This window comes from Streptomyces sp. NPDC003697 (assembly GCF_053587115.1).
The window spans coordinates 1-13659 of record NZ_JBSFNN010000016.1 but is presented as its reverse complement, the minus strand read 5'-3'; the positions used below and the strand labels follow the sequence as shown (position 1 = coordinate 13659).

11 protein-coding genes and 1 pseudogene are annotated in these 13659 nt (G+C 71.5%); 8 read left to right on the top strand and 4 right to left on the bottom strand.

The window, feature by feature from the left end:
- Nucleotides 1–153 precede the first annotated feature (153 nt).
- A complete protein-coding gene (locus ACWDNY_RS09255; RefSeq protein ID WP_451645103.1) occupies nucleotides 154–1155 on the bottom strand; it encodes an alpha/beta hydrolase in 1002 nt (333 codons plus the stop codon).
- 106 nt (nucleotides 1156–1261) lie between these two features.
- On the opposite strand from ACWDNY_RS09255, the pseudogene ACWDNY_RS09250 reads away from it, so the two are divergent.
- Nucleotides 1262–1417, top strand: a pseudogene (locus ACWDNY_RS09250) (IS1380 family transposase); the annotation flags it as partial.
- A 605-nt stretch (nucleotides 1418–2022) separates the two neighbouring features.
- Here the strand turns inward: ACWDNY_RS09250 and ACWDNY_RS09245 are convergent.
- Nucleotides 2023–2211, bottom strand: coding sequence for a hypothetical protein (locus ACWDNY_RS09245; protein ID WP_451645102.1), 189 nt, complete (start codon nucleotides 2209–2211; stop codon nucleotides 2023–2025).
- A gap of 479 nt (nucleotides 2212–2690) precedes the next feature.
- Nucleotides 2691–3179, bottom strand: a complete 489-nt coding sequence (locus tag ACWDNY_RS09240) for a MarR family winged helix-turn-helix transcriptional regulator (RefSeq protein WP_451645101.1) — start codon at nucleotides 3177–3179, stop codon at nucleotides 2691–2693.
- 58 nt (nucleotides 3180–3237) lie between these two features.
- Between ACWDNY_RS09240 and ACWDNY_RS09235 the strand changes: the two genes are divergently transcribed.
- The 3 genes from ACWDNY_RS09235 (at nucleotide 3238) to ACWDNY_RS09225 (ending at nucleotide 4968) form a co-directional block, all read left to right on the top strand.
- Nucleotides 3238–4161: an alpha/beta fold hydrolase gene (locus ACWDNY_RS09235; protein ID WP_451645100.1), complete on the top strand. Its 924-nt coding sequence runs from the start codon at nucleotides 3238–3240 to the stop codon at nucleotides 4159–4161.
- Between the two features lie 70 nt (nucleotides 4162–4231).
- The gene (locus ACWDNY_RS09230; protein ID WP_451645177.1) at nucleotides 4232–4642 is read left to right on the top strand and encodes a VOC family protein; all 411 of its coding nucleotides are present in this window, start codon (nucleotides 4232–4234) and stop codon (nucleotides 4640–4642) included.
- A 170-nt stretch (nucleotides 4643–4812) separates the two neighbouring features.
- Nucleotides 4813–4968, top strand: a complete 156-nt coding sequence (locus tag ACWDNY_RS09225; protein WP_451645099.1) for a hypothetical protein — start codon at nucleotides 4813–4815, stop codon at nucleotides 4966–4968.
- 139 nt (nucleotides 4969–5107) lie between these two features.
- On the opposite strand, the gene ACWDNY_RS09220 is transcribed toward ACWDNY_RS09225, so the two are convergent.
- Complete coding sequence (locus ACWDNY_RS09220) at nucleotides 5108–6442, bottom strand: COG1470 family protein (RefSeq protein WP_451645098.1); 1335 nt, start codon at nucleotides 6440–6442, stop codon at nucleotides 5108–5110.
- A 229-nt stretch (nucleotides 6443–6671) separates the two neighbouring features.
- On the opposite strand from ACWDNY_RS09220, the gene ACWDNY_RS09215 reads away from it, so the two are divergent.
- The 4 genes from ACWDNY_RS09215 (at nucleotide 6672) to ACWDNY_RS09200 (ending at nucleotide 13514) form a co-directional block, all read left to right on the top strand.
- Nucleotides 6672–7361 carry a LuxR C-terminal-related transcriptional regulator gene (locus ACWDNY_RS09215; protein WP_451645097.1) on the top strand — a complete coding sequence of 230 codons (690 nt, stop codon included), beginning with the start codon at nucleotides 6672–6674 and terminating at the stop codon, nucleotides 7359–7361.
- Between the two features lie 146 nt (nucleotides 7362–7507).
- Complete coding sequence (locus ACWDNY_RS09210) at nucleotides 7508–10738, top strand: hypothetical protein (RefSeq protein ID WP_451645096.1); 3231 nt, start codon at nucleotides 7508–7510, stop codon at nucleotides 10736–10738.
- The gene (locus ACWDNY_RS09205) at nucleotides 10735–11430 is read left to right on the top strand and encodes a DUF4255 domain-containing protein (protein ID WP_451645095.1); all 696 of its coding nucleotides are present in this window, start codon (nucleotides 10735–10737) and stop codon (nucleotides 11428–11430) included. Before ACWDNY_RS09210 ends, ACWDNY_RS09205 begins: the two co-directional genes overlap by 4 nt.
- Nucleotides 11427–13514 carry an ATP-binding protein gene (locus tag ACWDNY_RS09200; RefSeq protein ID WP_451645094.1) on the top strand — a complete coding sequence of 696 codons (2088 nt, stop codon included), beginning with the start codon at nucleotides 11427–11429 and terminating at the stop codon, nucleotides 13512–13514. The genes ACWDNY_RS09205 and ACWDNY_RS09200 overlap by 4 nt, the downstream gene beginning before the upstream one ends.
- Nucleotides 13515–13659 lie beyond the last annotated feature (145 nt).

The following is a 13659-nucleotide window of genomic DNA, read 5'->3' as shown; positions in this document are numbered from 1 at the left end:
AGCCGCAACCCTGAGCGACTGCCTCGGCCTGACAGGTCGAGCCGTGCGGCCCTGGTGGACCTGCCTGGACGAGTCCGGGCCGAGGCCCCACGGGGCGGGCTCCGGTACGGGCGGAGCGGGGGCGGGCACGGCCTGCCGGACCCACGTGAACCGTCAGCTGGTGGCGAGAAGGTGCTCCAGCCAGTTGCGGCGTGCCGCGACAGCGGCCTTGCTGATCCGCGCCTCAGGGGCTTTCCGGTCGAAACCGTGGATTCCGCCGGGCCACACGTGCAGCTCGGCTTCGCCGCCGGCCTGCCAGATCCGGTCGGCGTAGGCGAGGATCTCGTCGCGCAGGCACTCGGCGGAGCCGACGTCGAGGAATGTGGGCGGCAGGCCGGCCAGGTCGGTGGCGCGGGCGGGCGCAGCGTACTGCGGCACGTCAGCTTCGCCCCGGGCGTCGCCGAGCAGCGAGCTCCAGGCGAACCCGTTGCGGCTGCGGTCGAAGAGTTCGACGTCGTCCATCTGCAGGGCCGAGGCGCTGTCGTTGCGGTCGTCGAGCAGCGGGGCAATCAGCAGCTGGCCGAGCAGGCGGGGACCGCCCTTGTCGCGCACGGTCAAAGCGAGCGCGGCGCCGAGGGTGCCGCCGGCGCTGAAGCCCGTGACGACGATGCGTTCCGAGTCGATGCCCAGCTCGTCCGCGTGGTCGGCGACCCACAACAGACCGGCGTAAGCGTCGTTGATCTGGGCGGGGTAGGGGTGCTCGGGCGCGAGCCGGTAGCCGACCGAGATCAGCGTGGCCCCGAACCGCTCGGCCGTCTCGAGTATCTGGTCGAGCCCGGTGCGGTGATCGCCACAGTAGAAGCCGCCGCCGTGTATGAAGTAGAGCGCCGGCCGCGATGCGGGCGCGCCGGAGGGTGTGCACACCAGCAGCGGGATCTCGGGGGCGCCGTCCAGGCCGGGCACCGAAGGCTGGAAGACGGTGAAGCGCCCGCCATGGCTGAGGTCCTCGAGCGCCGCCACTGCGGCGTCGACCTCCGCGCGGATCACCGACAGCTTCTCGAGGCTCATCGGCGCCAAGTCCGGTTCCTCCGCCAGGTAGGCGTCATGAGCGACCTGGAGTTCGGCATCGAGAGGAACGGGAACGGCGGGCACGGTCTTTCCAGGTTGAAGATCCATACGCGCACGCTAGCGCCCCTGTTCCTTTCGCATCATCCGGATTTCAACACCTTGCCGGTCGCGCAGCAGGGCCGGGCGGATCAGCGGCGCGGGCCTGCTCGATCTCGATCTCGCCGTGCTGCGGGACCAGGCTGAGCTGTTCGGGCCGGTGGCCTCCCCGGCCACGGCACGGCGGGTGCTGAACCGAATCGACGAGGCGGCCCTGGGCCGGATGCGGGCGGCCAGGGCTGCGGCCCGCGAGATCGCCTGGGCGCAGCATGCGACATGGACGGTGCGAGTACCTGGTCTGGGAGGCGGCGTGGGACCGTGGAGGTGCCCGGGGCCGGTCTCGTACCGCTCACCTCCGCTCGCACGGAGATGCAATTCGGGACTTTCGAGGTCGCCTGGTCAGACACGCGGCGGCGAGAGGTCCGTCTTATGGAACTCTCTGCCACTTACACTTTCGCCGATAGCGGGAGGTGAAATGTGGGCGACGTGTATGAAGCGCCGGGGAGATCGCGGCGGCGTCTAGCAATCCGAGCAGCGCTGATTATCACACTCCTCGTGCAGTCGGCGGCAATCGTATCGCAGCATGTGCAGATCGATGATCTGCACGCACAGCATGTCGACCTCGTGGACCAACGCGTCACGACCGGGCCGTCCGGTCCCCCAGGTCCTCCCGGCCCGTCCGGCCCCGTCGGTCCGCCAGGGAAGGACGGGAAAGACGGCAAGGACGGAAAGGACGGCGAAAACGGTCACGAGGGGCCGCCAGGGAAGGACGGGAAAGACGGCAAGGACGGCAAGGACGGAAAGGACGCCGTCGCCCCACCTGCGCCGACCAGTAGTTAGGGCGACAGAATCCCACGTTATTTCCATGCAGTCCCGCTGTCACGCAACGTGAAGGATAAAGTGAGCATCGAAAACGAAGCGCCGCGAAAACGAGGGCGACCCCTTGTGCTCGGCGCCGCGCTGATCGTCGTGCTCATCGCTCAGGCAGCCGCCCTCCTCGCCCACCAGATGGAGCTCGACGAAATGCAGGTGCAGAACGCCGACCTCCGGGGGCACCTTGCCGATCAACTCCCCTCCGGTCCCCCCGGCCCCTCCGGTCCCGACGGTCCACGCGGCCCCTCCGGCCCGCCCGGCAGAGACGGCAGGCCTGGGGCCGAAGGGAGACACGGCCGACGGGGGGATGAAGGCGACCGGGGCAGGAGCGGGCATCCCGGAAGGCCGGGGAGGAACGGTCATGTTCGAGTGAAGTGATGCCGCCTGGCCGGCACCGCTTGAACCGGCCGTCACGGTATTCCACGACGAACTTCCCCCTCAGCACGAGCAGCGACCGCGGACCCGTGAAGGGTTCGCGGTCGGTGCTCGCCACGGACCTCTGGGCGCGGTCGTGGCTGGTCCTGAATCTCCGTGTCCGTTGGGGGTGTCGTCCGCGCGGACATCGAGCCAGGCCCAGTCGTACTCGCGGGTGCCCTTCGTTCCGTGTCCTGTCCGCATGTGCATCCACTGGTGCGGCAGCACTGTATTGATCACCTGATTTCATGGGCCGGTAGCTAGCAGGGCGGCTCGGCGTTCGCGACATCGACGTCGTCGAAGAGCGCCAGCATCCGACCCAGCACCCGGACACAGGCGGCGACGTCCGTGTCGGTGAGGTCGCCGGCCGCCTGGCGCAGCAGGGCGTGCTCGCGGGCGGCTATGGCCGTGATCGCCGCGTGGCCGTCGTCGGTCAGTCGGATCAGCGAGGAACGCTGATGCGCGGGGTTCGGGATGCTCTCGACGAGCTTCCTTGCAGCGGCGTCATTGACCATCCGCTGCACGAACTGGCGGCTCAGCGACTGGGCTCGACCCATCTGGGGGACGGTCATCGGCCCGTGCTCGCGCAGCAGGTCCAGCACGGCGCGTACGCCGACGGAGAGACCCTGGGTGGCCTCTAGCTCGATCTTGCGCTGGACGCGACGGTAGAGCGGTCCGACGAGGGCGAAGACCTCCATCAGCCGTTCCGGGAGCTCTTCGGGGGAGAGGAGGCGGTCGGTCTCGGTCACTGAATCATGATGACACCCCGGTTGCCATATGGACAACAAATGTGACACCTTTGTTGTCATGAATGGGACGTCGACACCCGCACCGGCCGCTGGCTCCACGCCCATGTTCGACACCTACGCGTCAGAGGACGGCCTGCTCGCCTATCGCGACGCCGGCCCTCGCGACGGCCGGCCGGTGGTACTGCTGCACAGCGGCTTCGCGGACCACACCCAGTTCGAGAACCTGATCCCCGGCCTGGCCGCCACGGGCGTCCGGGTCATCGCCCCCGACGCCCGCGGCCACGGCTTCTCCGCGAACGCGAGCAAGCCGTTCCGGCAGGCCGACGACCTTGCCGCGCTGCTGCAGCACCTCGATTGCGGCACTCCGGCGACCCTGGTCGGCGTCTCGATGGGCGGGCTCATCGCCATCGACACCGCGATCGAGTACCCCGAACTTGTCCGGGCCGTCGTCGTCAGCGGCCGCGGCATCGGCGAGCCCGACCTCAGCGACCCGTGGTCTGCCGCGAACCAGGAGGCACAGGCCAACGCCCTTGCCGCCGGCGACATCCCTGGCTGGCTGGAGAGCATCGCCCAGTGGGTACCGGGCCCCTCCCGCACCCTCGACGACGTCGACCCCGAAATCGTTCGCCACGTACGGGAGATGGCGATGCGCACCCTCATGAAGCACACCCCGGACGAGCCACACCACTGCGTTCCGGTCGAAGACGTGGCTTCCCGCGCCAAGGACATCACCGTCCCAGTCCTGGCCATCAACGGCGCCCTGGACACACGCGGTTGCCTCAACACCGTCGCTGCCCTCATGGAGGCCGTCCCCAACGGTCGCATCGTGCAGCTGGACGGTGTCGCCCACTACACGACCATGGAGCAGCCGGAGGAATTCACCCGGATCCTCCTGGACTTCCTGCAGGAGATATACGCCTCAGAGGGCTGGACGAGTAGGGGTGACTGCCCCGATGCGAACTATGGGCGCGGTGGCCGCTGAGGTCTGCCGAGCACGGCGCCTGCGTTTGATGCCGGCTTCGGGATCTGGCCGCTTGTGGCAAGATCGCGGGATGCTGCGACTCACCGATTTCATCATCGACTGCCCGGACACGATGAAGTTGGCGGCTTTCTACTCCGAGATGACGGGCCGTCCGATCAAGGAAGGCAGCTCCGAGGACTGGGCTGGCATCCAGTTCGGCGAGATCGAGCTGGCATTCATCCGGGTGGACGACTACCGCGCTCCGCAGTGGCCCGACAGCGAGCACCCCAAGCAGTTCCACCTCGACTTCGAAGTGGACGAGATCGAGTCCGAGCAGCGCCGCGTCCTTGACCTCGGCGCGACGCCAAGGCAGGACTTCATCGGCCCCAACGGCTACGGCTGGCAGGTCTACACCGACCCGATCGGCCACCCCTTCTGCCTGTGCCGTAACAAGGGCGTCATCTGGACCGACCAGGGCCCGATCTGGCCCAAGCGCGACTGATCAGCCGCCCACTTCCTCAGCCACCACTCTCCCCAGCTTCCCGCGCACACCCTCTACGGGTTCAAGGCCCGCGCACGGCGCGGGTGCGCGCTGCCTTTCGGCGGGGCCGCCGCCCTGTCTTCGCCGGCGGCGGCCCCGCCCGGCGGCGCGCTGCGTGCAAGCGGGCGAAGGTGGAGACGTCATCCGCCCAGCAGGTGCGCTACGCGCTGCCCACCACCCAGCGCCCCACCACTCCGGCCACCACCTGGGTGACATCCCACTGCACCCGCATCCGGCCCACCGCCTACGGCCGCCGCACCGACGGCAGCTTCGCCCTCTACGACTGAATGCCGTCCAAGGTGTGCCGTCTGTGGATGGATGCCAGTCTTCTGGCCAGAGTTGTCGATTTCTGGACGGAATCAGTTGCCGCTCTTTACATCTTCAGTCGGCACTAATCAAAAATGGCTCAAGGCTTGGGGCGCCGGTTCATTGCGCCGTGCGGCTGAGCACACCGCTCACGTTCAGCACCTCGTGACATCCCTGCGCCCTGCGGCCGGTGGCCGGAGTGCCCGGCTTCGCACAGGTCACCTCGATGGTCACGGTGTCGTTCGCGGGGATCTTGATGGGGGTGACCCAGTGGTAGTCCTGGTTGCGGAAGGTCTCCAGGGCGATCGTGGTGATCTTGCGGTCGCCGAAGCTGATCGTCATCACCCCTTCATCACCCTGGAAGTTGGCGACCACGATGTCCGTCACACCGAAGACGCTCGTCTCGGGCACCTTGTACGTACCCGTCTTGGTCTCTCCGCTGGACGTCTTCAGGTCGATGGTCGCCGAGCTCTGCTGACCGCTGCCGACCGTGGTGCCGTCCCCGGTCGAGGTGCCGTCGCCGCCCGCTCCGGAACCCTTGCCCTGACCGCCGGGCGAGGCGCTCGCGCCGCCGGAACCGTTGCCGGGTGTCTGCCCGATTCCGCCCTGCTCTCCTGCGGGCATGGGGCGCGGCTGGACTGCCTCGTTGGCCGCCTCCTTCGCGGCGCTGCGCACCGCCGGGCGGACCAGCGCGAACCAGGCGAGCAGCAGCGCGAGCAGCGCCGCGAGCACGGCGAGCAGCCACTTCGGGAAGATGGGGATCTGGACGAACTCGGCTTCCAGCGGCGGCCGGTCGGCGGTCTCGGCCGCCGGGGCCCCGTCCTGGACACCGGTCTCGGCGGTGGCCAGAGTGAACGGCCACGTCACCGGGGAGCCGAACCACACGGGCTTGCCCGTACGGACCCGCAGCCCCACGTCGACCGACTCGCCGGGCTCCAGCTTCGGCTCGGCCGGGTTGACGGCGAACGCCAGTTCCTCGCCCGCCTGGCCGGGGGTGAAGCCGACCTGCACCGGGGTGTTGCCCTCGTTGCGAACCGCCAGCCGATAGCGGCCGCGCAGCCAGCCGCGCCGGCGGCGCGGCTGCAACTCGGTGCGCAGCTCGTGGAACTCCGCGACGTGCACCGTGGTTTCGGGAACCCGTACCGCGTCGGGATGCTCGGTCGGCAGGACCCGTATCGCCAGGGGCAGCTCGCCGGCCCGGATCGCCGGGTTGCGGGGTGGCTCGAGACGGATCGTCACCGTCTCGGAGGTGCCGGGGTAGAGGGAGACCCGCGCGGGTTCCACGGTGGTCCAGGAGGCACAGTCCCCGACGACCTCCAGGCTGTAGGCCTCGACGATGTCGCCGTCGTTGCGGACGGTCAGACTGGTCGTGGCACTGCCGCCCGGGGCCACTGTCACGACCGGGATGTCGAGTCCGGGCGCACCGGGACCGGAAGAGGCTGCAGAAGGCGTCACGCCACCACGGTAGGAACGTCCGCAGGAGTGTGCCGAGGGGCGCGAGGGCAACACCCGGGCAGCCGTGGTGCCCGCAGGTGACCGTCAACCCACTTACCGGAGTGGGTGGTTGATGTCACTCGACGGCTCCCGCGCGCCGCCTTCGGACGTTCGTCCCGCCCCAGGTTTCCTTCCCCTGAACCCATGAAGACGTACCCTCCCAGGTCCTGCGCAGAGGAGAACACCTGCCATGTCTGCCTCCATGTCCCACGAGTTCGCCGCCGGCTCCGGGCATAGGGTCTCCGGCACCGGCCGGCCGGATCGGGTGACCGTGGCCGTCTACGCCGCCGATCCCATCCTGCGCGTCGGCGTCGGCCAGCAGTTACGCCAGCGCCCCGAGGTCGAGCTGGTCGCCGACGCCGACGCAGAGGGGGCCCAGGTGTCGCTGGTGGTCGTGGACCACGTCGAGGACGACGTGGCCGCCCTGCTGCACCGGCTGCGGCTCAACTCCGCCACCCGCGTGGGCCTCGTGGTCGGCACCCTCGGCTCCGGGGCGCTGCAACGCGTCATCGAGTGCGGCGTCCCGGCGGTGCTGCGGCGTGCCGAGGCCGACCAGGACCGGCTCCTCCACCTGGTCCTCGCGACGGCCAACGGCGAGGGAGTGCTTCCCGGCGACCTGCTCGGCAAGCTGCTCTCCCACGTCGGCAGCCTGCAGCGCTCGGCGCTCGATCCGCAGGGCCTGTCCCTGTCCACGCTGACCACACGGGAGGCGGACATGCTGCGCCTGGTGTCGGAGGGCCTGGACACCGCGGAGATAGCCCGCAAGACCGCGTACTCCGAACGGACCGTCAAGAACGTGTTGCACGAGATCATCACCCGCCTCCAACTGCGCAACCGGGCCCATGCGGTGGGCTATGCGCTGCGGAACGGGCTCATCTGACGCTCGGAGGTACGCCGGTGCTGCCCGAAAGCACACCGCACGCTTCCCCCGGATACGGCCCCGCCGCCCTGCCGCGTCGTACGCGGACGTCGCAGGGTGGCGGGGGCACATCCACGTGCCGCACCAGACCGCGAAGGGGACCCTCCATGCGAACCGCCGGCCCCGGCGGGCGGTACCGCCCGGGAAGACTCGGCCTGTCGTTGCTGCTGCTCGTCCCGCTGCTCGGGGTGACGGCGGCCTCCGGGCAGGGCGGCGCCGGGTCCGCGACGCGGCCCGCGGCCGCTGACACCACGGATACCCGGATCGCCTACGCCGGCACCAGGCACCGCAGTCTCGGCCAGGTGGCCACCACGACCTCCAGCACCCCGCTGTTCGGCGCGGGCCCGGCCCACCACGACGTTCAGCCGTCCGCCCTCGGCGACCAGATGGTCTTCGCGAGTCTGCGCGACGAGAAGATCCCGCAGATCTACCTCCGGTCCGCCGACGGCTCCGTACGGCGTCTGACCAGCGGCATGGACGCGGCGCACCCCCGGCTGACCCCGGACGGCAGGTCCGTGGTGTTCGACGCGGCCGAGTCCGGTGGCCTGGACGGCGGGACGCAGCGCGACCTGTGGCTGGTGCACACCGACGGCACCGGTCTGACCCGGCTCACCGACACCCCCGCGAACGAGGAGTGCCCGACCGTCTCCCCCGACGGGCAGCGGTTGGCGTACGCGAGCGACAGCGACGTGCCGGCCGGAGAGCAGATCTACGTACGGCCCCTGAACGGCGGCACCGCCACCCGCGTCACCTCCCCCTCGTACGGGACGGCCGGCGAACCGGTGTGGAACCCGGTGAACGACGACGAGAACCGGAACTGGATCGCGTACACCGCCACGACCACCGTCGACGGGCAGAGCGTGCCCCGGCTGCGGGTGACGAACGCGGACGGGACCGGTGACGAACCGCTGCTCGGGGGCGCGCGGGCACAGTGGCGTGCCCACGGGGCAGCGTGGCTGCCCGACGGGGACGATGTGCTGTTCCTGAGCCCCGAGATCACGTGTGAGTGCGAGGGCGACTGGGACCATGTGTTCAGAGCGACCGCCCACCATGCCTACCAGGTCCCCTCGCTCGTGCTGAACGAGGACCGGGAAATCTCCTCGGTCACCTGGTCCGGTTCGCTCGACGGCGGCGGTGCGGTGGTCGAGCGCACCTCGGCTTCCGGCCCGCACGCCGTGACGCTGCAGGACGCTCGGTCGGACGGGTCCGACCCGCGCGACCTGGGCCTGACGATCCTCAACGAGGACCCGGCGGCCGACACCGACACCGATCCCGCCAGGGACCCGCTGTTCCGGCCCGCGGCCGGGTACGACCCGTGGACCGAGCGGCAGAACTACACGCCCGACGGCCGCCGGATCGTGCTGACCCGTTTCGAGGACGGCTCCCAGGGCCGGATCGAGCGGATCTGGATCGCGGACGCCGACGGACAGAACGCACAGCCCATGCCGCTCGCGGGACGCGGCGCGACGGACTGGGACACCGATCCGACGTTCTCCCCGGACGGCAAGTACCTCGCCTTCACCCGGACTTCCCCGGGCGGCGTCGGCGGCGCCGGCCGTATCCTCGTCGCGGACGCGGCCACCGGCGCGATCACCGGGCAGATCACCCCGCCGGCCGCGGAGCAGACGGGCGGCGACGCCCAGCCCACCTGGTCGTCCGACGGCACGACCCTGGCCTTCACCCGCAACGAGGTCATCGGCGGCAACGGCGGCAACAAGCACATCTGGACCGTGCCGGTGGACAACCTGGGCCGGCAGCGTGACCTGAGTGCCACGATCTGCCCGGGTGACTGCGAGGTCATCGACGACAGCCCGGCGTTCTCGCCGGACGGGCTGAGCATCGCCTTCAACCGCAAGAGCGGCGGCGGCCAGGTCGACCAGGGCGGCGGCATCCTGCTCACCTCCCTCACCGGCGACGACTGCCGGGTGCTGACGCCCACCGCCGCCATCGGCCTGCCCGGAGCCTGCGGCCGGCAGCTGCCGGACACCTCGGCAACCGGACCGTTCCAGCCACGCGACGCCGCGTGGACGGCCGACGGCGAGAACCTGGTGATCAGCTCACGGGCCGAGGCAGCGGTCAACAGCCCGGAGAAGCTGAGCCTGTTGGACGTCGACTCCGGCGACCTCACCCCGCTCACCGGCACCCTGCCGGGCCGGCAGAAGGAGCCCAGCGTCCAGCAGTCCGTGAACCTCGCGGTCGACGCGCCCGGCACCACCCCCGAGGTCACGGTCGGCAAGTCCCGCACGGTCCAGGTCGGCCTGGTGAACAACGGCCCCGCCGCCTCCCCGGGCACCACCCTGACCATCGCCCCGCCGGCCGGCGTGCAGGTCACCAAGGTGACCCACCCCGGCGGCACCTGCGACGCCGCCACCCTCCAGTGCAACGTGGGCGTGGTGCGGCCCGGCTCCACCGTCACGGTGAGCGTCACCCTCACCGGCCTCACCGCCGGTGACCAGCCCGTCGACTGGTCGGTGACCGGCACGGTCCTGGACCCCGAGCCCAGCGACAACGCCGGCCGGACCGTGGTCCCGGTGCGCGAGGCCACCCCGGCGCCGACCCCGACCCCGACGCCGACACCGACCCCGACACCGACACCGACACCGACACCGACACCGACACCGACCCCGGCGCCGACACCGACCCCGGCGCCGACCCCGACGCCCACCGTGCCCGCCGAGCCGCCCGCACCCGACGCCGGACCCGGCGTGAAGGTCACCGCCCAGCCCGATCCGGGCTACGTCGGCGGGCGAGTCGTGGTGACCTACACCGTCCGCAACGGCCGCAACGCACTCGCGACCGGGCTGCGGCTGCACATCGGCCTGCCCAAGGGCATCCCGAACAACGGGCGGCCGCAGGGCTGCGACGCGTCCTGGGTGTGCGCGCTGCCGGACCTCAAGCCGCGCGCGAGCACCGTCGTGCGGGTGGTCCTCAGCCCCAAGAAGGCGATGAAGACCCAGGTCACCGGCAAGCTCACCACCACCGGTACGGACGCCGACAAGAGCGACAACACCACCCGGCAGAAGCTGCGCATCCTCCAGCCGCGGATCATCGCGGTGCCCCCGATCGGCAAGCCCGGCTTCGTCACCTCGGTGCGTGGCAAGGACTTCCCGCCGGGCGTGCCGGTGCGCTTCAAGTGGAAGCCGGGGATCACCGCGGCGGCGGCGCCGACGATCCCGCTGCCCGACGGCACGTTCATCGGCCAGCTGCTGATCCTCGCCAAGGACCAGACGGGGCCGCGCACCATCACGGCAAGCGGTCCCGGGTTCTCCCCGGTGAAGACCGACTTCCTGGTGGTCAACGGCAGCGTGCAGCCGCCGGACGAGGTGACCCGCCGGTGATCCACGAGGTCGACGAGGGGCTGCGCCGGCTGCTCGGCGAGTCCGGCCTTGAGGCATCGGGTGTCGAGGTGGTCCTCGACGCCCCGACCCGGGACTGGGCCGCGCGCCGCAGCGCACCGACGGTCTGCGTCTTCCTGTACGACATCCGTGAGGACGCGAGCCGGCGCGGCAGTGGCGCCGGGGAGGTGTACGACGAGGACGGCCACCTCGTGGCGCGGCGCACCCCGCCGCGCTGGTTCGAGCTGACGTACCTGGTCACGGCGTGGGCGAGCCGCCCGCAGGACGAACACCGGCTGCTGTCCCAGGTGTTGGCGACCCTGGTGGCCACCGACACGCTGCCCGCGCGGCTGCTCACCGGCACGCTCGCCGAACTCGGCCTGACCGTGGGCGTGGACACCGCCGGGTCGGCCGACGCACCGACCGCCTCCGACGTGTGGTCGGCCATGGGCGGTGAGCTGAAGGCCTCCCTCAACGTGCGGGTACGGGCACCGCTCGCCGGCATCACCAAGGCCACCGCACCGCCGGTCACCGAGGGCCTCGTCGTTCGCGCCACCCCGCGCACCGAGGACGCGGAGGAGGGCCGCCGGCTGCGCTACACGGAGACCAGCGACCCCGGTCCGCACGGCTACGCGGGCCCCCGTGACCGTCCCCCGCCGGCCAGGCGCCGCCGAAGGGGGGACCGGCAGCCGTGACACAGACCGCAGAACCCTTGGCCGCCGTCCTCCCCGGTGCCGAGGAGCACCTCTGGCTGCGCCTGCGCGCCGTAGAGGAACGGGTGCGGCACGCCGTGCAGACACGGCGCGCCGGTGACCCCGATCCCGACGATCCGTACCGCGGCCAGTACCTCACGCCCGAAGCGGCGGCCCGCATCCTGGACGAGCCGGGCGGGCTCGACGTACCCGGGCGGGAGCCGTGGCAGCCGCCGGCCGGTTCCGTGCTCGGCGCTCTGGCCGCGCGGTTCGGCCTGTCGTCCCTGGATCTGGACCTGCTCCTGATCGCGGTGGCACCGGACCTGGATGGCCGCTTCGAGCGGCTCTACGGCTATCTCAACGACGACCTGACACGCCGGCGGCCCACGGTCGGGCTCGCCCTGGAGCTGTGCGGGCTGGCCGGGGCGGCGTCCGCCCGGTTCCGGCTGGCGCCCGGGGCGCCGCTGGTCGCGGGCGGTCTGGTGGAGGTCACCGAGCCGGAACGGCCGCCGCTGTCCCGGGTGTTGGTGGTGCCCGACCGGGTCACCGCGCACCTCCTGGGGAGCACGCAGCCCGACGCCAGGCTCGCCGGGGTGCTCGGCGAGGCGCGCGAGGACCCGACCGCCGAGGCGGCGCAGGTGCAGCGGGCGGCGGCCGCCGCCGGGACCGGCGCCGGTCTCGTCCAGCTGCGCAGCCGGGGCGGTGATGCCGAGGGGCTGGCGGTCGCCGCCCTGTATGCGGCCGGGCTGCGCCCGCTCGTCCTGGACGCGGTGGTGCTCGCCCGGCGCTCCGGCGACGTACCGGCGCTGGCGCGGGTCGCCGCGCTGGAGGCCCGGCTGACCGGTGCCGGGGTCGTCCTCGGCCCGCTGGAGGCGCTGCCCGGCGAACCCGCCGAACGGGCGTGCACGCTGAGGGCGTTGTGCGCGGCGCTGCGCGGAATCCCCCTGCTCACGCACGGCACCGCCGGCTGGGACCCGGCGTGGGCGGCCGACACCCCCGTGGTCCTGACCGTGCCGGCGCCCGCCCCCGAGCGGCAGGCCGCACGCTGGCGGCACGCTCTCGAACTGGCCGCCGGTGACGGCTCCGTGGTCGACGACGCCGAGGCGCTCGCGCAGGCGGTCGCCGCGCACCGGCTGGATTCCGGGCAGTTGCGGCGTGCCGCCGACGTGGCGGTGCGGACCGCCGCCCTCGCGGGCCGTACGGTCCGCCCCGACGATCTGCGGACCGCCGTGCGGGCCCAGAACGGCGCGGGGCTCGACCGGCTCGCCCGCCGGGTGGAGCCGGGGGTCGGCTGGGGCGACCTCGTCCTCCCGCCGATCACCCACCGACGGCTGCGTGAACTGGCGCTGCGCGCCCGCCATCGCGAGCAGGTGCTCGGGCAGTGGGGGATGCGGCCGGGAGGTGGCCGGGGCCGCGGCGTCATCGCACTCTTCGCGGGCGAGTCGGGCACCGGCAAGACCATGTCCGCCGAGGTCGTCGCCGCCGACCTGGGCATGGATCTGTACGTCGTGGACTTGTCCACAGTTGTGGACAAGTACGTCGGGGAGACCGAGAAGAACCTGGAGCGGATCTTCACCGAGGCCTCCGCGGTCAACGCGGTGCTGCTCTTCGACGAGGCCGACGCGATCTTCGGCAAGCGCTCGGAGGTGAAGGACGCGCACGACCGGCACGCCAACATCGAGTCGGCGTATCTGCTGCAGCGCATGGAGTCCTTCGACGGCATCGCGGTGCTGACCACCAACCTGCGGGCCAACCTGGACGAGGCGTTCACCCGCCGCCTCGACGTGGTCGCCGACTTCCCGGTGCCCGACGCCGGCCAGCGCCTCGCCCTGTGGGAACGCTGCCTGGGCGACAGGTTGCCGAGGGCCGCCGACCTCGACCTCGCCTTCTGCGCGGACCGCTTCGAACTCGCCGGCGGCTCCATCCGCGCCTGCGCCGTCACCGCGGCCTACCTCGCGGCCGAGTCCGGCAGCCCGCTCACCATGCGGCAGCTGGTGGCGGCGGTCGCGCAGGAGTACCGCAAACTGGGTCGGCTGGTCCTGGAGGGCGAGTTCGGCCCTTACCTGGCGGCGGCCACCGGCGCTTGACGACAGGCCTAGTGCCGCGGCAGGCAACGTTCGCCCCGTCGCGACGCCCGGCACGCTCCCCCAAGCTCTCGGCTCCGCTCGAGCAGGGGTACCCCCACTCGCCGCACCGGCCGGAAGCCCGAGTACATCCAGTACGAGGGCGTCC

Coding starts and splice junctions, on each gene's coding strand:
- ACWDNY_RS09215 (WP_451645097.1), top strand. CDS start 6,672: ATGTCTGCCTCCATGTCCCACGAGTTCGCCGCCGGCTCCGGGCATAGG.
- ACWDNY_RS09210 (WP_451645096.1), top strand. CDS start 7,508: ATGCGAACCGCCGGCCCCGGCGGGCGGTACCGCCCGGGAAGACTCGGC.
- ACWDNY_RS09255 (WP_451645103.1), bottom strand. CDS start 1,155: ATGGATCTTCAACCTGGAAAGACCGTGCCCGCCGTTCCCGTTCCTCTC.
- ACWDNY_RS09230 (WP_451645177.1), top strand. CDS start 4,232: ATGCTGCGACTCACCGATTTCATCATCGACTGCCCGGACACGATGAAG.
- ACWDNY_RS09235 (WP_451645100.1), top strand. CDS start 3,238: ATGAATGGGACGTCGACACCCGCACCGGCCGCTGGCTCCACGCCCATG.